Below are 23,295 nucleotides of genomic sequence, written 5' to 3'. Positions count from 1 at the left end.
CCGTATAAGCCGGGGTTTTTGTTGCTGGACCCTTATATGTTAAGTGCCATCACATTCGATATCGCACTTAACTCACAGTGAGGTTCACACTGTGCAAACTTGCTACCAATACAAGCTATATAATAGCATTGAAATTGGTTGCGGGAGCCGGATTTGAACCGACGACCTTCGGGTTATGAGCCCGACGAGCTACCAAACTGCTCCATCCCGCGTCCGACTTGCGAGCATTATACGCTCAACAAGATGTTTTACAAGTTTGTAAACATGGTGCCGAGAGAGGGACTCGAACCCTCACACCCTAAGGCACTAGCACCTCATGCTAGCGTGTCTACCAATTTCACCATCTCGGCATCAAATCTTTACAGATTATTGTGGAATTTCGTCGCCTTGCGCCGGAACTTCACTCACTGCATCACCAGCTTGTTGAATCACCTGACCTTGAGTCGGGTCAATCCATTGCGACTCGGTTTTATGTGTAGACATATTACCAAGCACTAAGCTAAGGATAAAAAATGTAGTTGCAAAAATTGCAGTCATTCGGGTAAGGAAATTTCCTGAGCCACCAGCACCAAACACAGTGTTTGAAGCGCCAGCACCGAAAGAGGCTCCCATATCTGCGCCTTTACCTTGTTGAATCAACACTAGGCCAATTACACCAAGCGCTGCCAACAGGTAAATCACAAGTAGAACTGTAAACATTTTTCCACCTATGTTCCTAATTGTTGAGCCAGCGCCGTTCAAAAAACTATTTTTAAGAACAAGGCTAGCGACCTCCTAACTGAAGGCCGAGCAATACTAGCGAATGCGACGATGGCTGACAAGGAGAATTTGCTAAAAAATAAGCCTTTACCAAGTGAATGGTCAAAAAAAGGTCAAAAGCGACACAAAACTCATTTACGTCTCTTTTGACCGTTATATCTTTTAACCGTTATATAAGTTAATCATTTCTAACCACAGGCGCTATTCGTTGCACCTGTTACGTAAGAGGTTAAATTAGCAGTTTGCTTTTACTGCATCGGCAATCTTAAGCGCAGACGCTTGAACAAGCTCAGCATCTTCACCGTCAACCATGACACGCAGTAGTGGCTCTGTACCAGACTTACGTAATAGTACACGGCCTTTCTCGCCAAGTTCAGCTTCCACTTCTACAACCGCTGCTTTCACTGCTTCTGCTTCTAGTGGATTTGAGTCTCCGCTGAAACGAACGTTCTCTAGAACTTGCGGGTACAACGTCATGCCTTGAGAAAGCTCATTCAATGTCATTTCGCTATCAACAACTGAAGCTAATACTTGCAGAGCAGCAACGATAGCATCACCCGTTGTCACTTTATCTAACAGGATAACGTGACCCGAGTTTTCAGCACCGATCTTCCAACCTTTTGCTAATAGTTGCTCCATTACGTAACGGTCGCCAACTGCCGCGCGCACGAATGGAATACCTAGCTGTTTAAGGCCGTTTTCCATACCAAGGTTAGTCATTAGTGTACCAACAACGCCGCCTTTCAACTCACCACGACGCAATGCATCACGAGCAATAATGTAAGCGATCTGGTCACCATCAACCTTGTTACCTAGTTCATCAACCATGATGATACGGTCGCCGTCACCATCAAAGCCAAGACCTAATGCTGCTTTTTCTTCAAGCACTTTCGCTTGTAGTGCACGTACATCCGTTGCACCCACTTCGTGGTTGATGTTAGTGCCGTTTGGCTCAACACCAATAGCAACAACCTCAGCACCTAGCTCTTTAAATACCGCAGGAGCAATGTGGTAAGTCGCACCATGAGCACAATCGACAACAATCTTCATTCCTGCAAGCGTCATCTGATTAGGGAACGTGCTCTTACAGAATTCAATATAACGACCTGCGGCATCGTTCAAACGTACCGCTTTACCAAGATCGAATGAGTCAACACATTCGATATCTTTATCAAGTTCAGCTTCAATCGCCAACTCGATATCGTCTGGCAGTTTTGTGCCTTCAGAAGAGAAGAACTTGATACCGTTATCGTAATATGGGTTATGCGATGCAGAGATAACGATCCCCGCTTCAGCGCGGAAGGTTTGTGTTAGATAAGCAACAGCAGGTGTTGGCATTGGGCCTGTAAACGTAGCCTGAAGACCCGCAGCAGCAAGGCCAGCTTCTAATGCAGACTCAAGCATATAGCCAGAGATACGAGTATCTTTACCAATGATCACTTTCTTTGTGCCTTGTTTTGCAAGAACACGACCTGCAGCCCAGCCAAGCTTCAGTACAAAATCAGGTGTAATCGGGTACTGGCCAACTTTGCCACGTACACCATCTGTACCGAAGTAACGTCTTTTATCAGACATATTGATTTTCCTTAATTATGATTAGTGATTGTTATTCATCACTTCAATTATCTTCATCGCTTCCAATGTATCTTCAACATCGTGAACGCGAATAATTTGTGCACCCTTCATAGCAGCGATAGTAGCGCAGGTCACGCTAGCGACCATGCAATCAGCTGGGGCTTTGTCTAGTAGCTTAAAGATCATCGACTTTCTCGACATCCCCGCTAAGACAGGTAACCCAAGTCTGTGAAATTTTTCGAAGTGCGCTAGTAGGTGGTAATTATGCTCAATGGTTTTACCAAAACCAAAACCAGGGTCCAGAATCAGCTGCTCTTTTGATATGCCAACAGCCTCACAAACTTCCACCCTTTCTTTTAAGAAAGCTTCAACATCCGCTAAGACATCGTCGTAATTTGGGTTGGCTTGCATGGTTCTTGGCTGACCTTTCATGTGCATTAGGCAAACTGGCACATTAGCATTAGCGGCCGCTTCTAAAGCTCCGGGTTCTTGTAATGCGCGCACATCATTGATCAAATCAGCGCCCGCTTCAACGGCTTGGCGCATCACTTCAGCTTTACTAGTATCAATAGAGATCCACACATCAAATTTGGCGCGAATAGCTTTAATGGCAGGGATAACGCGAGAGAGTTCTTCTTCTAAAGTTACATCTGGCGCTCCCGGGCGAGTTGATTCACCACCAATATCAATAATGCTAACACCGGCTTGAATCATTCGCTCTGCTTGCAGTATGGCATTATCTAATGAACTGAATTTTCCGCCATCAGAGAAAGAATCTGGCGTGACATTGAGGATACCCATCACATGTGGGCGGTCTAAAACGAGCGTTTTATTATGTGCTTTTAATATCATGAAAGGCAGGTCTTAAAGGTAAAACATCTTGGCTATAAACAGAAAAACCCTGAGCGTACTCAGGGTTTTAATTTATAGCTTAGTGATTAAGAATCTTTGTTTTGAGCATCATCTGTTTCAGATTTAACTTCTTCAACTTTTGACTCTTCAGCTTTCGGTTCCGCTTTAACTTCTTCAGCCTTAGCTTCAGGTTTTGCTTCTTCCTTTGCAGGCTCAGCTTTTACCTGATCACCCCAACCAGCTGGCTCACGAATGTCGTCTTTACGTTCCATCAAGTCATCAATCTGACCTGCATCAATCGTTTCAAACTTCATTAGCGCATCTTTCATCGAGTGCATGATATCCATGTTCTCTTCAAGAATCTTCTTCGCTCGGTCGTAGTTGCGGTCGATAAGAATACGAATCTCTTCATCGATCAGCTTAGTCGTATCATCAGAAACGTGCTTAGCTTGGCTCATGCCACGGCCTAGGAAAACTTCACCTTCTTCTTCAGCGTAAAGAAGAGGACCTAGTTTCTCAGAGAAGCCCCACTGCGTTACCATCTTACGAGCAATATCAGTTGCTCGTTCGATATCGTTTGACGCACCAGTTGAAACCTTGTCTTTACCGTAGATAAGTTCTTCAGCCAGACGACCACCGTACAAGCTAGAGATCATTGATTCTAGATGCTGGCGAGACATACTTACACGGTCTTGTTCTGGCAAGTACATGGTTACACCAAGTGCACGACCACGTGGAATGATTGAAACCTTATACACGGGATCGTGTTCTGGTACCAAACGGCCAACAATTGCGTGACCCGCTTCGTGGTAAGCCGTTGACTCTTTCACTTCTTCAGACATCACCATTGAACGGCGCTCAGCACCCATCATGATTTTATCTTTAGCAAGTTCAAACTCAACCATAGATACGTTGCGCTTGTTACCACGAGCTGCAAATAGCGCCGCTTCGTTCACAAGGTTCGCAAGATCTGCACCAGAGAAGCCTGGTGTACCGCGAGCAATCAGAGATGGTTCAACATCGCCTGACAGTGGCACTTTACGCATGTGCACTTTAAGAATCTGTTCACGACCACGTACATCAGGTAGACCAACCACAACTTGACGGTCAAAACGACCAGGACGAAGTAATGCAGGGTCTAGTACGTCTGGACGGTTAGTCGCAGCGATAACGATAATACCTTCGTTACCTTCGAAACCATCCATTTCAACTAGCATTTGGTTCAGTGTTTGTTCACGTTCATCATGACCACCACCAACACCAGCGCCACGTTGGCGACCTACCGCATCGATTTCATCGATAAAGATGATACAAGGTGCAGCTTTCTTCGCTTGTTCGAACATGTCACGCACACGAGATGCACCAACACCAACAAACATTTCAACGAAGTCAGAACCAGAGATAGTAAAGAACGGTACTTTTGCTTCACCGGCAATCGCTTTTGCAAGCAATGTTTTACCCGTACCAGGAGGACCAACCAACAGGATACCTGTAGGGATCTTACCACCTAGTTTTTGGAAGCGGCTTGGGTCACGAAGATAATCCACAAGCTCTTTCACGTCTTCTTTTGCTTCGTCACAACCCGCAACATCAGCAAACATCGTTTTGATCTGTTCTTCGCTCATCATTCGAGCTTTACTCTTACCGAAAGACATCGCGCCTTTACCGCCGCCGCCGCCTTGCATTTGACGCATGAAGAAAATCCATACACCAATCAGTAAGATCATTGGGAACCAAGAGATGAAGATAGTGCCAAGCAGGCTCTGCTCTTCAGGTGGTGTACCCTGAACTTTTACGTTTTGATTAATTAAGTCATCAAGTAGCTTTTGATCATAAACAGGCATGTAAGTTACATACTTAGAACCACCACCACGACGAGTGAAAGTGATTTCGCTGTTATTGAACTGTGCGTCTTGAATCTGGCCTTGGCCAACTTCCTGTACAAACGTGGTGTAATCTACTGCTCTGCCGTTACTTTCCCCAGGACCAAAGCTCTGGAAAACCGACATCAACACTACCGCGATAACAAGCCACAGAATTAAATTTTTTGCCATGTCACTCAAGGTGTAAGCCTCTCGATAACTAATTGTAATTAAAGGTAGGGTACTACAGTTTGTAACCTGTAGCCATGTTGTTAACTCTCACTCTTGGAAGAGAATCGTTAACCTTTGTAACCAGTGGCTACGATAAACACTTCACGAGAACGAGCTCGAGAAGAGTCGGGTTTTCTAACTTTCACTGTTTTAAACATCTCGCGGACGTCCTTAACGTATTGGTCAAACCCTTCGCCTTGGAATACTTTTACAACAAAACTACCATTGGTAGCTAGAACTTGTCGACACATATCCAAAGCTAATTCAACTAAATACATAGCTCTTGGCTGATCCACAGAATTGTTGCCTGCTATATTAGGCGCCATATCTGACATCACAACGTCAACCATGTCTGGTTGTATACGTTCCAACAAGGCTTCAAGAACAGCGTCCTCGCGAAAATCACCTTGTAAAAAGCTAACACCAGCAATCGGATCCATTGGTAGCAAATCACACGCAATGATTTGTCCGTTGTCTCCAACAATCTTAGCAGCATATTGAGACCAACCGCCAGGCGCTGCACCCAAATCCACAATGGTCATCCCAGGAGACAGCAATTTATCTTTCGTTTGAATCTCTTCCATTTTGAAATAAGCACGTGAACGATAGCCTTTCTTTCTTGCTTCATTTGCGTACTTGTCGTCGAAGTGTTCCTTCAACCAACGGCCTGAACTGGCCGAGTGTTTCTGTTTGCTCATTGGATACCTAAATTGGAGGAAAGTACTAATTGCTGAATAAATTATAGTCTTCAGCTTTAGATGGCGTTAAAATAGGTTTTTTCAACCCTAATAGTAAAGAAAATTGGCCGCGTAATGAACCTAAGTACCAAACAAAAGCAGCATCTAAAGGGCCTAGCTCACAGTTTAAAACCTGTTGTGCTAATGGGCGCAAATGGACTTACTGAAGCTGTTCTAGCGGAAATCGAATTAGCTCTAGACCACCACGAACTGATCAAGATTAAAGTTGCATCAGAAGACCGTGAGACTAAGCAGCTGATTATCGATGCAATTGTACGTGAAACTAAAGCTGAGAAAGTACAGACTATCGGTAAAGTTCTAGTACTGTTCCGTCAGTCAGAAGCACGTAAAATCGAGATTCCACGTAAATAAGCGAGCTTAATATAAGCTAACTTCACTAATGAGTAGCCACAGCGCTTATCTTTTAGTGTAGCGTGAGAAACGAAAAAGGTCGCATTTAGCGACCTTTTTACTTATCAGAAACAAAGAAAATTCAATTAGATATATTCTACTTTGTCGATTTCGAAGTCTTTATCGCCACCAGGGGTAGAGATCATTACTTCGTCGCCTTCCATTTTACCGATAAGACCACGTGCAATTGGTGATTTCACAGAAATGCGACCCGTTTTGATGTCCGCTTCATCTTCAGAAACGATCTGGTAGCGGAATTCTTCATCGGTATCTACATCGATCAAAGTCACTGTCGTACCAAAGATAATCTTACCCGTGTTATCCATCTGAGTTACATCGATGATCTGAGCGAGCGATAGCTTGTATTCGATATCGCGAATCTGTGCTTCACAGATACCCTGCTCTTCACGAGCAGCGTGGTACTCTGCATTCTCTTTCAGGTCACCTAGTTCACGTGCTTCACCAATAGCTGCTGAGATAACAGGGCGTAGCTTAAGTAGGCGATCTAATTCGTCACGTAGCTGCTGAGCGCCACGTACTGTCATTGGAACCTTTTCCATTTTTTACCTCTATGCCAAAGCTTTCTTTGGCCAACATAAATACACCCAACGTATTTATTTGGGTGATAGAAACAAAACGATTTGGCTTAGTGTAAACAAACTTTATGGCTAAATCACCTTTATTCCACTTTGCGTTATAAAAGCTTTATCTAGGTCTAAATTACAGACATCACAGAAATGAATAATAACTTCCTCATCAATAAGTCAAAGAATAAATACCTAAAAAAACAAAAAACAAACAAAACAAACACAGATCACACTTTTATAAAAATACTGTTAAAACAGCAACTTGATAAACAATAAATATAATAAAACAGTGTTCATTTTTTAGTTTTATATCATTTTACTAACTAACTATGGAACTTTAGAGGTAAAAAGTAACCCATGGATTGCACTGGCATTTTTCAGACTTCTGTTCTAATCATGATTATGAAGCCTGATTGATACAGGCAATACACAAAAGGGTTCAAATCCTTAATAAAACCTCTATGGACAGTAATTAGGAAATAATAACATGAACAAGACTATGATCGCGCTTGCTGTATCTGCTGCAGCTCTTGCTACTAACGCAGTGGCAGCGGACGGTAAACAAGCTGGTGGTATCGACGGTACTTCTGTATACAGCTCAAACGGCACTTCTCTAGAGATCGGTGGTCGTGCAGAAGCTCGTCTATCTATGAAAGATGGCAAAGCACAAGACAACTCTCGTGTGCGTCTTAACTTCCTAGGTAAAGTTGAAATCCAAGACGGCCTATACGGTGTTGGTTTCTACGAAGGTGAGTTCACAACTTCTGACTACGATAAAGACGGCAACAATGTTAGCGGCGACAACACTATCGACAACCGTTACACATACGCAGGTATCGGCGGCGACTTCGGTGAAGTAACTTACGGTAAAAATGACGGCGCGCTAGGCGTTATCACAGACTTCACTGATATCATGTCTTACCACGGTAACTCTGCAGCATACAAGATTGCAGCAGCTGACCGTACTGACAACATGGTTTCGTACAAAGGTCAATTCCAAGACCTAGGCGTAAAAGCAAGCTACCGTTTTGCGGATCGTAAAGATTCAACAACTGACACTGGCTACGATGACAACAACGCAGATGGCTACTCTCTATCTGGTATCTACTCAATCGGCGACTCTGGCGTTAAGCTAGGTGCTGGTTACGCTGACCAAAATGAGCAAAACGAGTACATGCTAGCAGCATCTTACCGTACTGAAACTCTATACTTCGCTGGTACATTCACAGACGGTGAACTAGCGAAAAAAGACGGCGACTACACTGGTTACGAATTCGCAACTGCGTACACTCTAAACCAAGCTGCATTCACGCTAACGTACAACAACTCTGAGTTCGACAGCGAAACTGCTGCAGATAATGTTGCAATCGATGCTACTTACTACTTCAAGCCTAACTTCCGTACGTACATCTCGTACAACTTCAACCTAATCTCTGAAGGCGACCAGTTTGGTGATACTAAGAACCTAGTAACACGTCCTGCGTTAAAAACAGATGCTGAAGACGAGCTAGCTATTGGTCTACGTTACGACTTCTAATTCTGATTATCTAATTGATTAATTAGTTAATTGAGAATCAAAACGCCCGCTACCTAGCGGGCGTTTTTTATATCTGTATACTGAAAACACCAGCCATCCAAGACAATCTTCTATGCGCCTTCTATCCACACTACTGGTATGTAGTTTTTCCATTAGCGCTTTATCTGTTAACGCTTTCGCATACGTCCCTCTTAATAAACTGCCCGATGGTAGTAGTACAAGCTTGATACTCAAATCATTGAGTGATGATTCGAGCGAGCTCAATTCCAATAGCGATGACTTTTATCCACCCGCCAGTACTTTAAAGCTAGTGACAGCTTTGGCTGCCAAACTGGAGTTAGGGGATGACTTTCACTACACGACCAGCATTGCTCTTTCTGGGAGTGACTCAATCATTTCATTCAGTGGCGACCCAACACTACAACGTGAGCAACTTAAAGGCCTGTTAGCTCAATACACTAAGTCTCAATCCAGAACCATCAAAGGTAACTTATACCTGGATAACACGGCTTATACCGGCTATCAACGAGCGGTTGGTTGGCCTTGGGACATTCTAGGTGTTTGTTACAGCGCGCCCTCGAGTGCAATGACCTTAGACAGCAACTGCGCACAAGCTTCTATTTATACAAAAGATAACGGTGGCACTCGCGTCTATATTCCCGCTCACTACCCGATAGACGTGACGACCACCGCAGCGACAGTAACTCGCTCCGGGCAGAAGGCAACACAATGCGACTTAGAGCTCATCACCACGTCAAATAACGCTTACAAGCTATCTGGCTGCTTGGTGGAACGTAAAAAGCCACTGCCACTCAAGTTTGCTATTCAAAACCCAGAACTTTACACCTCTCAAGTGGTTCACTCACTACTTAAAGAATTGAAGATCCAGGTTAAAGGCGATGTGATTGTTGGTAAAAAAGAGAAAGCAGACAAAACCACGTTAGTCGCTAGTCACAACTCAGAAAAGCTTCCTGAACTGCTCGATATCATGCTCAAGAAGTCGGATAACCTTATCGCAGACAACCTAACTAAAACGCTGGGTGCGACGTTTTATGTCCAACCGGGCAGCTTCAATAACGGCACTGAAGCGATAAAACAGATATTGCTGACTAAGGCCAATATTGACCTCAGTAAAGCGCAGCTTGTGGATGGTTCTGGATTATCTAGAAATAACCGAATGAGCTCGCAAACCATGGCACAGGTGCTTCGTTATATCTGGGAAAACGACCAAAAACTAAATCTAATTGAAGTGATGCCAACATCAGGTGTAAGTGGAACACTCAAGCACCGCCCAAGCATGAGGAAGGCACCGGTTCAAGGCAACATCATTGCCAAAAGCGGCTCTTTATACGGCAGTTACAACATGGCGGGATATGGTTTAGATGAGTCAGGAAAACCAAACTCTCTGTTTATACAGTTTGTTCGTGATTATTTCCCTGAAAAGCCAGATCCGGACAAACCAGTTGAAGCACCGATCACCCAGTTTGAGCGTGCTTTTTACAAAGATGTGGTTGAATTCAGTCAAACACAAAGCAAGTCGAAGTAATGTTTGGCTCTTTGTAAGCCTCTTCCTAAAAAAATGGCACTGAAGACCTTCAATCTTCAGCGCCATTTTTTTCTCAGAGTTATTTTAGCTATTTTTAATAGCTTTTAAGCAATTCCTAGGAACGAGTTCACTACAGTAAAGTAGATCCACATGCCTGAGATATCGACTATCGAAGCGAGTACTGGGCTCACTAAAACAGCTGGATCAAGCTTAAAGAGCCTAGCAACTATCGGTAATCCACCGCCGAGCACGGTAGATATGGTCACTTGAATGAACAGCGCTACCGCAATGGCTAACGCAATCATGTTGATGTCATAACCACCTGTCGATTGGTTTTCACTGAATAGTAAAATACGACCAATCATCACTACTGCAATCGCTAAAGCTAAACAAATAGCGACTCTAAACTCTTTCCATAACACCTTAGCCCATTGGCGTTTTTTCAACTCACCTGTGGCTAAGGCTCTGATGACTAAAGTCGCGGCTTGGGTTCCGGTGTTACCACCAGCAGCAGCAATTACCGGCATGTAGATTGCCAACAGTACCAACTGACTGAGAATGTCTTCATACTGAGCAATGATAAGCCCGGAGACGATTCCCAATAGCGCTAATGCAATAATCCAACCGATACGCTGCCTAACGTGGCTCATTACACCCGTAGAAAGGTAGCCCTGCTGAGGCTCCACCTCTGAGTAGATCAGCCCTAGTTGGTGAGCTAGATGTCGAGAGCGCTTCTCAAAGCCCTGCTCTTCTAGCTCACTAAGTAAAGTCTGAATCGTACTAAGAGAGCACTGCCCCAGTACTAACACCGCATCTTCAAGCGGCATTTTGTTCAAAAGGTTAATTTGTTGCTCACGTCCATACTGTTGAAATGCATTCGATACAGCTTGGATGTCTTGCTCTGAGTACAGAGCTTCAATAGATAAAAAAGTGTTGTTCATTACCGTCATGGCGAATCTCCCGATTGGCAAAGGTAACGACCATCAAAACAAGTAACTTATAGCTAGTACACCAAGAGCATATAACTAGTGCGTCAACGTATAACTATATACCAATAGCGTAAAAATACGTGCACCAAGAGCTTAAAGCACTGATGTGTCTACTTGTTAGAATCTAGTGTGTGGAAAAGAATGAGGGGGAAAAACAAAGATACCCTACCTGAACGGCAGGACAATAGATCAATACCGAGACAGGTTACTCTTCTCCATTCAAACTAGGAGGATGGTCGGTATTGTTCATAAAAATCTCCAGAATTACTGTCAATTTGACAGCGCGCATAGTGTAGCAATTGGTGTTTCAAAGTTTCGTCAACGTTCTGTCAATAAAAAAGGCATCCGTGGATGCCTTTTGTTCAACTATTGATGTGCATTATTACTTAATAGTAATACGAGCAAACTTACGCTTACCGACTTGGTAAACCGCAGTACCTGCTTCAGGTACGAATTTGCTGTCTTCAATCTTCTCGCCTTCAAGCTTAGCCGCGCCTTGCTTGATCATACGCATCGCATCAGAAGTCGAGTTTACAAGACCCGCTTCTTTTAGAACGTTAGCAATTGGTAGGCCTGCTTCGAATTCAAATTCAGGCATTTCATCAGGAACTTGGTTCTTAGCAAAACGGTTAACGAACTCTTGCTCAGCCGCTTCAGCATCTGCTTCACTGTGAAAACGAGCAATGATTTCTTTCGCTAGAAGTACTTTAACGTCACGCGGGTTTTTACCTGCATCAACACCAGCTTTCAGTTCCGCAACTTCTTCAAGTGGACGGAAAGACAGTAGCTCGTAGTAGCTCCACATTAGATCATCAGAAATAGACATGATCTTACCAAACATCTCGCTTGGCGCTTCGCTAATACCGATGTAGTTGTGCGCAGACTTAGACATCTTCTTAACGCCGTCTAGACCAACAAGTAATGGCATCATCAGTACCGCTTGTGGTTTTTGACCTGCTGCTTTTTGCAGTTCACGACCCATTAGCAGGTTAAACTTCTGGTCAGTACCGCCAAGCTCAACGTCGCTCTCTAGTGCAACAGAATCGTGACCTTGTAGAAGTGGGTACATGAATTCGTGAATTGCGATCGGTTGACCACCAGCGTAGCGCTTTTTGAAATCGTCACGCTCAAGCATACGAGCAACAGTTTGGTTAGAAGCAAGACGAATCATGCCTTCAGCACCAAGCTCAGATAGCCACTCAGAGTTGAAACGAATTTGCGTTTTCGCAGGGTCTAAAATCTTGAATACTTGCTCTTTGTAAGTTTCAGCATTCTTCAATACGTCTTCACGGCTCAGCGGTGGACGCGTTGAGTTCTTACCTGATGGATCACCAACCATTGCAGTGAAATCACCAATAAGGAATGTCACTTCATGACCAAGCTCTTGGAAAGCACGAAGCTTGTTAAAGATAACCGTATGGCCTAGGTGGATATCTGGAGCAGTTGGATCGGCACCCAGTTTAATGCGTAAAGGACGACCTTCTTTTAATTTAGCAATCAGTTCGTCTTCTGGAATCAGTTCTTCTACGCCACGTTTGATCTCGGCTAGTGCAGCTTCAATACTCGCCATTCTTGTTCACTCCCACAGATTTGGCAAAAATATAATAATTAGACATCTTACTTGAATAGCGATGTATTTTGAAACCAGTTACACTATTCCGTCGTCGATTTTCATAATATTTACTGAACGAACCGGAACATGTTGTCTATTTTTGCACGCCTTCCTATTTTGCACCGGGCTTTTATCGCATTTTTTAGTGCCGTAATTTTCGTCGCGATTTTCTTACTCCCCGATGTCAGCAGTTTGCGTGACAATTCGGGCGCTTTAGTTGTGGGAAAACATTACCCATTGACGATCAATGCCTCTGCGCTTATTAGCTCAAGTGACGCTCCACCGACGGCAGTACTCAATTGGGAGAAATACACCGTTCGCTCTGGCGAAAGCACCTCGGTTTTATTCGAGCGTATTGGGCTTTCATACCGCCTGCTGATCACACTACTCAATACCAATGATGATATTAAGAAACAGCTGTCTAACCTGAGACCTGGCGATGTATTGCAATTTGGCTTTGATGAGAACAACGACCTTATTCAACTCAAACGACAACTTAGCGCGTTTGAAAGCTTCAAAATCACCAAATCAGGTGACTCTTTCACTTCAAGTTTTGATAAAAAAGAAGTGGCTTACCAATATAACTATGCAGAAGCCAACATCACCTCTAACTTCTGGAATGCCGGTGTAAGCGCAGGTTTAACTGCAAACCAAATTATGGAACTGGCGGGTATCTTTGGTTGGGATATCGACTTTGCATTGGATATTCGTAAGAACGACAGCTTTAAAATCTTATACCAAGAGAAAGTGGTGGAAGGCGAAGTCATTGGTCGCGGCAAGATCATGGCAGCCGTATTCAAAAACCAAGGTGACTCATTTACCGCGGTATTAGACGATAAAACGGGTAACTACTACGACGAAAATGGTCGTGCGATGAAGAAAGCCTTCTTGCGCTCTCCTATTGATTTCCGTCGTGTGACATCAAACTTCAACCCAAACAGAAAGCACCCAGTAACAGGCAAAGTTCGTGCTCACCGAGGCACTGACTACGCAGCCCCTGTTGGCACACCAATTTGGGCAGCCGGTGACGGTATCGTGCAGAAGTCTGGTTACAACCAATTCAACGGTAACTACGTGTTCATCCGCCACAGCAACACCTACATCACCAAATACCTGCACATGAAGCGACGTATGGTGAAAACAGGTCAGCGCGTAAAACAAGGCCAAACCATTGGTACTTTAGGGGGTACAGGTCGTGTGACTGGCCCACACTTACATTATGAATTCTTGGTTAATGGCGTACACAAGAATGCGCGTACCGTGAAGTTGCCTCAATCTAAGTCGTTAACCGGTAAAGCAAAAGCAACATTTATTGCGAACTCAGAGATTCGATTGAATAACCTAGAGCGATACGGTCAGTTACTAGCAACTAATTAGGTTACTGACGACCAATTAGGTTAAGAGCCATAGAACCAATAAAAAGAGCGCCCACTAAGGCGCTCTTTTTATTTCCGCCGAATCAGAGTCCTCTGTTATTCTTCAGACTTCTTATCTCGCCCAAGCATTAACAGGCAAGGCGTCAATACCAAGGTTAGCACCGTAGCAAACGCCAAACCTCCAGCAATAGCGGTAGCAAGTTGCGACCACCACTGCGTGCTCGGCGCGCCAAATTCTATCTTTTGATTAATCAGGTCGATATTCATCTCTAGCACCATCGGCATTAATCCTAAAATGGTGGTGACCGTGGTGAGCATTACCGGCCTTAAACGCTGAACACCGGTTCTTAGAATCGCATCTCGCTTATCCAAGCCTCTTTTAATTAGCTGGTTATAGGTATCGATCAGTACGATATTGTTGTTCACCACTATCCCTGCCAACGCAATCACTCCAATACCAGACATCACGATACCAAACGGGCGCTGGAAGATAAGCAAGCCAACAAATACACCAACGGTTGAGAACAACACCGCACTTAGAATCAGGAACGCTTGATAGAAACTATTGAACTGAGTAATCAAAATCAAAGCCATCACCGCCAGTGCTACCAAGAAAGCACTTTGCAAAAAGGCTGACGAGTTCTCTTGCTCTTCATTTTGACCTCGAATACGGAACTCAACGCTACTCGGTAAGCCCAACTCGCTTAACGCTTGCTCTATCTTCGGTAGTTCAAGCGCAAGGTTATAGCCCTCTTCCATATCCGCCATAATGTTCACCACACGCTTTCCATCAAGGCGCTTAATCGTGTCTTGCTTATGGTCGGGAATAATCTGAGCAAAGTTAGTGATCGGCACTAAGCCGGCAGGAGTTTTGACTCTTAGCTGGTCGAAACGCCCAATATCGCGCTTGTCATTAGGGTAGCGCACCAAGATATCGACCTCTTCTGAAGAGTCATCAGGCAGGTAATCACCAATCTTGAGACCATTAGTGACGAACTGAACGGTGTTGCCGACCAAGGTCGCGTCTGCTGCAAAACGCGCGGCATCGTCTCGGCGGATATCCACCTTCCAATCGATGCCGTCTTTACTCGCAGTGTCGCTAATATTGGTCAGTGCTTGATTTCCATCCGCCCAATTTCTCACAATTTTTGCGGCCTGATTAAGTTGCGCAGGTGTTTTAGCGGAAAGCTCGATAACCAAGTCATTTTCAACCGGAGGCCCTGCATCAGGGAACTTGTATTCAATCTCGACACCAGCGTATTGATCGGTTTTCACCTTTAACTCATCAATGATCTCCTTAACACTACGGCGATATTGCCAGTCGACAGGAGTAATCGATATCAAACCAATCTGGTCGTCGCCACCAGTACGCGTATAAACCGTATCAAACTCGTCATGATTCAGCATCATCTGTTCAATATCACGCATGATGTCATCCTTTTCTTGGATGGACAGATCACCATGGGAACGCACTTTGACATTAAAGAATGGCGGATCAACTTCAGGGAAAAACTCGGCACCGAGTCCCGCTTTTGAATACGTAAAACCAACCGCAACCGCGAGCAGTATCGCACTGAACAAAATCTTAAAGGGGTGCTTAATCGCAACTGAAAGTGTGTGGTAATACGCCTTAGTTAAGCCAGTGGCTTGTGAAAAATCGCCATTATGCAGTGCGACCATTCGAGCTTGGCTTTTAGACGATACGTATTGAGGTTTGCCAATCAAACCACCGAGTACGGGCACAAACAACAAAGCCATGATCAGTGATGCTGTTAATGTCGCGATCAATGTTAATGGCAGGAACTTCATGAATTCGCCCGTTACATCCGGCCAAAACAACAAAGGAGCAAATGCAGCTAAGGTTGTCGCTGTGGATGCGGTTATCGGCCACGCCATCCGTTTTGCCGCATCTCGGTACGCGGCTTTACGTCCTTCGCCCTCTTGCATCCGCCTGTCGGCAAATTCGGTCACCACAATCGCACCGTCAACCAGCATCCCTACCGCCATAATCAACGAAAACAGCACTACAATGTTTACGGTTAACCCGAATACAGAAAGAACTAATAGCCCCGTCAGGAATGATCCAGGAATTGAAATACCTACCAATAATGCAGTACGAACACCAAGAATCGCGATGATAACAATCACCACCAGAATAATGGCGGATAAGATATTGTTTTGCAGATCATTGAGCATGATCTTCACATCTTTCGATTCATCCCAGGTGTATTTAACCAGCAGGTTATTTGGCCATTCTGCTTGCTGCTGAGCACCAGCCATTACGGCTTTGACTAACTCAACTGTTTCTATGATGTTCTCACCTGCGCGCTTCTTAATATCCAACACCACCGCAGATTTGCCATCTAAACGAGCAAAGCTTTCTGGATCTCGAAACGCTCGGCGAACCGTGGCGACATCACCAAAAGTGACTACCTGTTTACCATCCACTTTGATTGGCAACTCAAGCACGTCTTTTAAGGAGTTAAACACAGAAGGAACCTTGACAGAAAATCGTCCGTAGCCAGTATCAACAAAGCCAGCGGCAACCACTCGATTGTTCAAAGCGATTAAGTTATAGATATCCGCTTGATCTAGGCTGTAACTCTCCATCAACAGGGGATCAACGATGATTTCAACTATGTCTTCCCTATCACCCGCAATATCGACCTCTAATATCTGACGATAGCTTTCGAGCTTATCTCCGACTTCTCTGGCAATTTGCACTATGGTGCGTTCAGGAACAGTGCCGAACAACACAACAGAAAGCACAGGTTGTTCCGAAGCAAGAGTAACCTCATTTACGGTCGGCTCATCGCTGTCTTCTGGAAGTTTTGGCTTAGCAAGGTCAACGGCGTCACGCACATCAGCCATTGCTTTAGTAAGATCGACTCCGACATTAAACTCCAACACTACAGAGGCATGCCCTTCTGCGGCAGTTGCTGTCATCTCTTTTACGCCTTCAATCGACCTCAACTCTTGTTCTATCGGCCTAACCAATAAGCGTTCGGCATCGGTTGGCGAAATACCCTGGTGCCCAACAGAAACATAGATAATCGGGATGGTAATGTCTGGGCTCGATTCTTTGGGGATCGTGATATAGGTGACGACACCGGCGACAAGGATTAGCGCCAATAGCGAAAGCATTGTTCGAGCACGAGACAAGGCTGCATCAATAATTGAATACATCGGCAATCTCCTACTCAGCGGCTACATTTGAGAGTTCAGCACCTTGCTCAACAGCAATCACAGAATCACCGTCACGCACAAAACCTTGACCTACAGTGATGATGTCGACACGTTGACCTAGTCCCGTGAGCCATACTCCATCTTGCTCAGCTTTTACTAATTGGATTTCCACAAACTTCACCGTCGGTGAATCACTAGCCGAGACCAAGGTTTTAACCCCAAGGTTACCCGCCTCATCCAATGCCAGCATCGCTGGTGTAATCTTGATAGCATCTTGTGTTTCTAGGTTGAGCTTTACTTCGGCGCTGACACCTGCAGGTAATAGGCCTTCAGAGTTATCGATCTCAATCTCGATTGGGAAGGTATTGGTAGAAGCAGAAGAGATTCGAGAAACATAACGCAGGCGCCCTTCTGCTTCTTCTCGTCCTAACAGACGAACCAAGGCTGCTTGATTAACTAGCAGATGTTGGATATGACGCTCACTGACATCCGCTTCAATAACAAGGGGATCGAGATCAATCACGCCTGCGACTGGATCGCCAACACCTACGAAATCACCCAACTCGACCATCAAGTCTTGCACCACACCCGAGAAAGGCGAAGTAATCACCGTATTCTTTAAAGCCAACTCCGCATTGCGCATCATGGCTTTCGCTTCAGTTAAAGATGCCTCTGCGGTGGTATAAGCAATTTCTCCTTGCAGACCTCTTTTCTTCAATGATTGCGCCGCTTTGAACTCTTTCTGCTTCAAGCGATACAGAGCTGATGCACGCTCTAGCTGTATTTCCAGATCACCTTTATCTATTTGAGCTATGGCTTGTCCAGCTTTTACTATATCGCCTTTAACCACATTCAATCTGACAATCTTGCCCGCAACTTCCGCCCCTAATCGCGCATGCCTATCGGGCGCAGTTCGACCATAAAGGTCTATCGTTTTATAAGTCGGTGATGAAGTGAATGTTTGAAAGGAAACCTTAGCCAATGGGATTTCTGTCGCTTTTTTTTCAGGTGCTTCTTCTGCTTGTCCTACACCTAAACCAAGCCAGATAGACAACAACACAACTAGAGCGAGAGAAACCAACCACGGCTGTTTAAGCTTCTGAAGAAATGGTGAGTTAGAAAATAGAGTGGGCATAGCAAATCCTTTTGTGGCGCATTAGGTACGTCAATTGGCTCAACAACATCGCGTGCAACTTCCTGATGCACATGAGTAACCTTACCAGACCAATCCCTAACGAAGTTGGACGCTATCGACAATTTAAAAAATATGCCGTGTACTAAAAATGAAGGGAATGCTTTGAAAAGTAATAAGTTGTAAAAACAAAAACGCCGAACATAAGTCCGGCGTTTACGATGTTTCGAATATGGCTTTCGATGAAAGCTATATTTCGGTTCAATCTATACGCTGAATGATGCGCCACAACCACATGTTGTTGTCGCATTTGGGTTGTTCACAAAGAAACGTGCGCCTTCGAGGCCTTCTGTGTAATCAACCATGCCGCCCATAAGGTATTGTAGGCTCATTGGGTCAACAACTAGCGTTACACCGCTGTTTACAATCGTAGTGTCGCCATCATTTACTTTTTCATCAAATGTGAAGCCGTATTGGAAACCACTACAACCACCACCTGTAATGTATACACGCAGTTTTAGTTCTGGGTTTTCTTCTTCAGCGATTAGCGTTTGTACGCGGGTAGCTGCTGCATCAGAAAAAGACAATGGGATATTTACTTCGCTCACGACAACCTCTCTTACCTGTGTCAAAAACAACATGATACAAATCGAATTCGAGACCATAGTTGTTGAGTATTTTCTTATATTCGGGTGATTATCTAATACCTGACTGAAACGTTCAAGTATTCACCACCGGATCCTTCCTTTTACTGCTGTAAACTCGTCAATATCTGGCAATTAAAACGTGTAACCACACAAAACAACCAGATTCGGGTGATTATATGGGCGAAAGCATTCCTAGTTGGATTAGGGATAGGTACAATGCGTGCCAATTGGTCCGACAGTCAAAAGAGGATATATCAATGACCAAATCAGCAGAGCTGTACGAAAAAGCACAGCAAACTATTCCTGGTGGCGTAAACTCTCCAGTTCGTGCATTCAATGGCGTAGGTGGTTCTCCAATCTTCGTTGAACGCGCTGATGGCCCACTTATTTTTGATGCTGATGGTAAAGCATATATCGATTACGTTGGCTCTTGGGGTCCAATGATCCTTGGTCACAACCACGCTGTTATTCGTGATGCTGTGATTGGAGCTGCTCAGCGCGGCCTTAGCTTCGGTGCACCAACTGAAACTGAAATAAAAATGGCTGAGCTTGTATCTGAGATGGTTCCATCAATGGAACAACTACGCATGGTGAGCTCAGGTACTGAAGCAACAATGAGTGCGATTCGTCTAGCTCGCGGTTTCACTGGTCGTGACAAAATTCTTAAGTTTGAAGGCTGCTACCACGGTCACGCAGATAGCCTACTTGTAAAAGCAGGTTCTGGTGCGCTGACTCTAGGTCAACCAAGCTCTCCTGGCGTTCCAGCTGATTTTGCTAAGCACACACTGACTGCAACCTTCAATAACCTAGATTCAGTACGTGAACTGTTCGCTGCAAACAAAGGCGAGATTTCGTGCATCATCGTTGAGCCAGTTGCGGGTAACATGAACTGTATCCCACCAGTAGAAGGCTTCCACGAAGGTCTACGTGAAATCTGTGACCAAGAAGGTGCGTTGCTAATCTTTGATGAAGTGATGACAGGTTTCCGCGTTGCTGAAGGTTGTGCGCAGGCTTACTACAACATCAAGCCAGACCTAACATGTCTTGGTAAAGTGATTGGCGGCGGCATGCCAGTGGGTGCTTTCGGTGGTCGTAAAGAAGTGATGCAATACATCGCACCAACAGGCCCAGTTTACCAAGCAGGTACACTTTCAGGTAACCCTGTTGCAATGGCTGCGGGCTACGCATGTTTGAACCTTCTACGAGAAGAAGGCAACGAAAAGCGTCTAGCTTCAAAAACTAAGCAACTAGCGAATGGCTTTAAGCAACTTGCTGACAAGCACGGCATCCCGATGCTAGTACACCAAGTTGGTGGTATGTTTGGTTTCTTCTTCACAGACCAAGAAACGGTGACGTGCTACGAAGATGTAACCAAGTGTGATGTAGAACGCTTCAAGCGCTTCTTCCACCTAATGCTGGATCACGGTGTTTATCTTGCTCCTTCAGCATTCGAAGCAAGCTTTACTTCTCTTGCTCATGGTTCTAAAGAACTTGATGCAACGCTAGAAGCCGCTGACCGTTCTCTTGCGATCATTGCTGCTGAAAGCAAATAGTCGAAAGCACTTTATAAGTCGCTAACCGATTGAATTAAGGGCTGCATTAACGCAGCCCTTTTTGATGCGCCGATTTAATTAGCCTTAAGCATCGTGCTGAAACTACTCGTCAATTTATTCAAATACTCAACGAAAAGCGTTTAACGTTCCCAGAAAAGAAAAACCAACAACATCAAGGTACCCAGAAACATTCTGAACCAAGGGATCTCTTTTTTTGTTTGCTGTTGTTCGTCTTGGCATTTCTTATCTTTATCACAGCATCCCATAATAAAAACTCCTCATTGCTAACTCTCTGTTTTGCAGCCATTATAAACTCAGAACGCAAATATAGAGACCATTACCGTGTCAGAAAAAATTAAAATCAATTCCAGCCATTGGGTAATCATCATTGCCCTACTCGCGGCGGCTTATGCTTGTTACCTGCTTATTGAGCCATACGTTAACTCAATCGTGATGGCCTTTATCATTTCACTATTGATGTTCCCGATCCATGAGTGGCTTGAAAAAAAGATACCGAATAAAGAAAACATCGTATCCCTGCTCTCTTGTATCATCTTAACCTTTATTATTGTTATCCCTTTATTAGCCGTTTTTGCCGCGATTGTGCAGCAAGGTTCTTTGTTCTCTCAGAACACCTATCAATGGGTAACACACGGCGGTATTCAAACTCTATTCGAACACCCTTTGGTTGTGAAAGCCCTGTCTTTCGTAAACAACTATCTGCCTTTTGACAATATTGAACCTCAAGCCATCGCCCAAAAGGTGGGTGAGTTCGCGACAAGCTTCGGCTCTAAACTGGTTGGCATTAGTGCGAAAATCTTAGGTGACGCGACCAATTTCTTGATGGACTTCTTCTTGATGTTGTTTGTTCTGTTCTTCTTATTAAGAGATCACGACAAAATCATCAGTGTGGTTCGTCATATTCTTCCGCTGTCTCGTAGCCAAGAAGACAAACTACTTAATGAGATAGAGCAAGTATCTAAATCAGCCGTTATGGGTTCATTCCTAACTGCAATTGCACAAGGTATTGCAGGCGGCTTAGGTATGTGGCTTGCAGGCTTCCCGGGGCTATTCTGGGGCACCATGATGGGTTTTGCTTCTTTCATCCCTGTTGTCGGTACCGCACTAATCTGGATCCCAGCAGCAACTTACTTGTTCCTAACGGGTGATACCACATGGGCGATTTTCCTAACGGTTTACTGTGTGGCGATTGTTGGTTCAATTGATAACCTATTACGACCGCTGTTAATGCAAGGCAGTGCAGGAATGAACACCCTAATGATCTTCTTCTCGCTATTGGGTGGTATTCAACTGTTTGGCCTAATTGGTCTTATCTACGGCCCACTGATTTTTGCGATTACGATTGTCCTATTCAACATCTACGATGAAGAGTTTAAAGACTTTCTAAACCAGCAAGACAAGAGTTAACCAACTGTTCAGCAACTTGGTTGCCGAACGAGTATTAAACACTTCAAGCTTTGGGCGGATTATGCGAAAATCCGCCCTCATTTTTTGCTAACGATTCAACAGAGTGTCCTATGTCAGCTTATATTGCCCCAAGCCAGATTGCTCAACGCCAACTCGCCTACTTTGAAGGCAAACATGTTTTAGTTGCCGGTGAGGCTGAAGACTTGTTCCCTGTTGAGTTAGCGAAACATTGTGAATCAGTCACCGTATTTACTTCGAATTACAGCTACTACCGCCAATTGGAGGGTTGCAATACCATCCAACGTTTTTATGGTGCAGAGTTTACCGAAGAGACCAAAGCCGATTTAGTGATGCTGTACTGGCCAAAAGCCAAAGCTGAAGCTGAATTTTTGTTAGCGATGCTGTTTGCTAAGCTAGGCGAAGATACAGAGATCGTCGTAGTCGGTGAGAACCGTTCAGGCGTGAAAAGCATCGAGAAGATGTTTGCCCCTTACGGCAAAGTCGTTAAATACGATTCAGCACGTCGTTGCTCTTTCTACTGGGGTCAATGCTTCGAACAACCTCAAGCATTCAACTTACAAGACTGGTTTAAGACCTACACGGTTAACATTGATGAGCAATCACTGACGGTAAAAAGCCTTCCAGGAGTCTTCAGTCACGGTCAATTCGATGTCGGTAGCCAACTTCTACTTGATACTCTGCCTAGTCTAAAAGGCAAGGTGCTGGACTTTGGCTGTGGTGCAGGTGTATTGGGCGCAGTAATGGCATCTCGTAACCCTGATATCGAGCTAGAAATGTGTGATATTAGTGCATTTGCCGTAGCATCAAGCCAAGCAACGCTAGAGGCGAACGGTTTAACGAGTAAAGTCTTCGCTTCAGATGTCTACTCTGATACTGCAGAAGACTATCAGTTCATCATCAGTAACCCACCATTCCATTCAGGTTTAGACACGAGCTACAGCGCGACTGAGACCTTGCTTGCTCAGGCTCCTAAGCATTTGAAGCGCTCTGGTGAGATGATTATTGTTGCGAACAGTTTCTTAAAATACATTCCGATTATTGAGCAAGCTTTTGGAAAATGCGCGACTCTAAATAAGACCACTAAATTCGCGATCTATCACGCAAACAAATAACCCATCTAGCACAGCGCAGGTTCATTATCTGCGCTGTCTGTTCATATTTTTGTCAAAACTCTATAAAAATGAGCTTTTGCACACGCTTTAAATACCACTTACTTGTCAAAGTAAAAAAACTCGTTAATTTCGTTAAATTGGA

Annotated in this window: 18 protein-coding genes and 2 tRNA genes; 7 read left to right on the top strand and 13 right to left on the bottom strand. The window is 44.5% G+C overall.

The window, feature by feature from the left end:
- Positions 1–135: 135 nt before the first annotated feature.
- From BCT34_RS08640 to rlmE, 7 genes are all read right to left on the bottom strand, one after another.
- Positions 136–212 (bottom strand) — tRNA-Met (locus BCT34_RS08640).
- 53 nt (positions 213–265) lie between these two features.
- Positions 266–350, bottom strand: a tRNA-Leu gene (locus BCT34_RS08635).
- 16 nt (positions 351–366) lie between these two features.
- Positions 367–699: a preprotein translocase subunit SecG gene (gene secG / locus BCT34_RS08630; RefSeq protein ID WP_076655131.1), complete on the bottom strand. Its 333-nt coding sequence runs from the start codon at positions 697–699 to the stop codon at positions 367–369.
- A 294-nt stretch (positions 700–993) separates the two neighbouring features.
- Entirely contained in the window at positions 994–2,334 is a 1,341-nt protein-coding gene (gene glmM, locus BCT34_RS08620) for a phosphoglucosamine mutase (protein ID WP_076655129.1), read from the bottom strand.
- 21 nt (positions 2,335–2,355) lie between these two features.
- On the bottom strand, positions 2,356–3,186 hold the full coding sequence (folP, locus tag BCT34_RS08615) for a dihydropteroate synthase (RefSeq protein WP_076655127.1): 831 nt from the start codon (positions 3,184–3,186) through the stop codon (positions 2,356–2,358).
- Between the two features lie 86 nt (positions 3,187–3,272).
- Complete coding sequence (gene ftsH / locus BCT34_RS08610) at positions 3,273–5,240, bottom strand: ATP-dependent zinc metalloprotease FtsH (protein ID WP_076655124.1); 1,968 nt, start codon at positions 5,238–5,240, stop codon at positions 3,273–3,275.
- 107 nt (positions 5,241–5,347) lie between these two features.
- Complete coding sequence (gene rlmE / locus BCT34_RS08605; RefSeq protein ID WP_019824352.1) at positions 5,348–5,977, bottom strand: 23S rRNA (uridine(2552)-2'-O)-methyltransferase RlmE; 630 nt, start codon at positions 5,975–5,977, stop codon at positions 5,348–5,350.
- A gap of 114 nt (positions 5,978–6,091) precedes the next feature.
- Between rlmE and yhbY the strand changes: the two genes are divergently transcribed.
- Complete coding sequence (yhbY, locus tag BCT34_RS08600) at positions 6,092–6,388, top strand: ribosome assembly RNA-binding protein YhbY (protein WP_004738252.1); 297 nt, start codon at positions 6,092–6,094, stop codon at positions 6,386–6,388.
- 125 nt (positions 6,389–6,513) lie between these two features.
- On the opposite strand, the gene greA is transcribed toward yhbY, so the two are convergent.
- Positions 6,514–6,987 carry a transcription elongation factor GreA gene (gene greA, locus BCT34_RS08595; protein ID WP_076655121.1) on the bottom strand — a complete coding sequence of 158 codons (474 nt, stop codon included), beginning with the start codon at positions 6,985–6,987 and terminating at the stop codon, positions 6,514–6,516.
- A 514-nt stretch (positions 6,988–7,501) separates the two neighbouring features.
- On the opposite strand from greA, the gene BCT34_RS08590 reads away from it, so the two are divergent.
- Positions 7,502–8,551: a porin gene (locus tag BCT34_RS08590; RefSeq protein ID WP_076655119.1), complete on the top strand. Its 1,050-nt coding sequence runs from the start codon at positions 7,502–7,504 to the stop codon at positions 8,549–8,551.
- Between the two features lie 112 nt (positions 8,552–8,663).
- The gene (gene dacB, locus BCT34_RS08585; protein ID WP_076655116.1) at positions 8,664–10,097 is read left to right on the top strand and encodes a serine-type D-Ala-D-Ala carboxypeptidase; all 1,434 of its coding nucleotides are present in this window, start codon (positions 8,664–8,666) and stop codon (positions 10,095–10,097) included.
- Positions 10,098–10,201: 104 nt separating this feature from the next.
- Here dacB and BCT34_RS08580 read toward each other — a convergent pair whose 3' ends face one another.
- Entirely contained in the window at positions 10,202–11,047 is an 846-nt protein-coding gene (locus tag BCT34_RS08580; protein ID WP_076655113.1) for a magnesium transporter, read from the bottom strand.
- 421 nt (positions 11,048–11,468) lie between these two features.
- Entirely contained in the window at positions 11,469–12,656 is a 1,188-nt protein-coding gene (gene tyrS, locus BCT34_RS08570) for a tyrosine--tRNA ligase (protein WP_017059402.1), read from the bottom strand.
- Between the two features lie 129 nt (positions 12,657–12,785).
- Here tyrS and BCT34_RS08565 point away from each other — a divergent pair, with 129 nt between their 5' ends.
- Positions 12,786–14,075 (top strand): peptidoglycan DD-metalloendopeptidase family protein, encoded by a 1,290-nt coding sequence (locus BCT34_RS08565; RefSeq protein WP_076655108.1) that lies wholly within the window; start codon positions 12,786–12,788, stop codon positions 14,073–14,075.
- A 95-nt stretch (positions 14,076–14,170) separates the two neighbouring features.
- Here the strand turns inward: BCT34_RS08565 and BCT34_RS08560 are convergent, their stop codons facing one another.
- The 3 genes from BCT34_RS08560 to erpA all read right to left on the bottom strand — a co-directional run bounded on the left by BCT34_RS08560 (position 14,171) and on the right by erpA (position 19,000).
- A complete protein-coding gene (locus tag BCT34_RS08560; RefSeq protein ID WP_076655107.1) occupies positions 14,171–17,260 on the bottom strand; it encodes an efflux RND transporter permease subunit in 3,090 nt (1,029 codons plus the stop codon).
- Between the two features lie 10 nt (positions 17,261–17,270).
- Positions 17,271–18,395, bottom strand: coding sequence for an efflux RND transporter periplasmic adaptor subunit (locus BCT34_RS08555; RefSeq protein WP_076655106.1), 1,125 nt, complete (start codon positions 18,393–18,395; stop codon positions 17,271–17,273).
- A gap of 263 nt (positions 18,396–18,658) precedes the next feature.
- Positions 18,659–19,000, bottom strand: a complete 342-nt coding sequence (erpA, locus tag BCT34_RS08550) for an iron-sulfur cluster insertion protein ErpA (protein WP_004734539.1) — start codon at positions 18,998–19,000, stop codon at positions 18,659–18,661.
- A gap of 296 nt (positions 19,001–19,296) precedes the next feature.
- Here erpA and hemL point away from each other — a divergent pair, with 296 nt between their 5' ends.
- The 3 genes from hemL (at position 19,297) to rsmC (ending at position 23,153) form a co-directional block, all read left to right on the top strand.
- Positions 19,297–20,592 carry a glutamate-1-semialdehyde 2,1-aminomutase gene (hemL, locus tag BCT34_RS08545; RefSeq protein ID WP_076655105.1) on the top strand — a complete coding sequence of 432 codons (1,296 nt, stop codon included), beginning with the start codon at positions 19,297–19,299 and terminating at the stop codon, positions 20,590–20,592.
- Positions 20,593–20,934: 342 nt separating this feature from the next.
- A complete protein-coding gene (locus BCT34_RS08540) occupies positions 20,935–22,020 on the top strand; it encodes an AI-2E family transporter (protein ID WP_076655103.1) in 1,086 nt (361 codons plus the stop codon).
- Positions 22,021–22,130: 110 nt separating this feature from the next.
- Positions 22,131–23,153 (top strand): 16S rRNA (guanine(1207)-N(2))-methyltransferase RsmC, encoded by a 1,023-nt coding sequence (rsmC, locus tag BCT34_RS08535; protein WP_076655101.1) that lies wholly within the window; start codon positions 22,131–22,133, stop codon positions 23,151–23,153.
- The last annotated feature ends 142 nt before the right edge of the window (positions 23,154–23,295 follow it).

The organism is Vibrio sp. 10N.261.45.E2, from assembly GCF_002875705.1.
In the GTDB taxonomy this organism is placed as follows: Bacteria; Pseudomonadota; Gammaproteobacteria; order Enterobacterales; family Vibrionaceae; genus Vibrio.
This window is presented reverse-complemented; position numbering and strand designations above follow the sequence as displayed.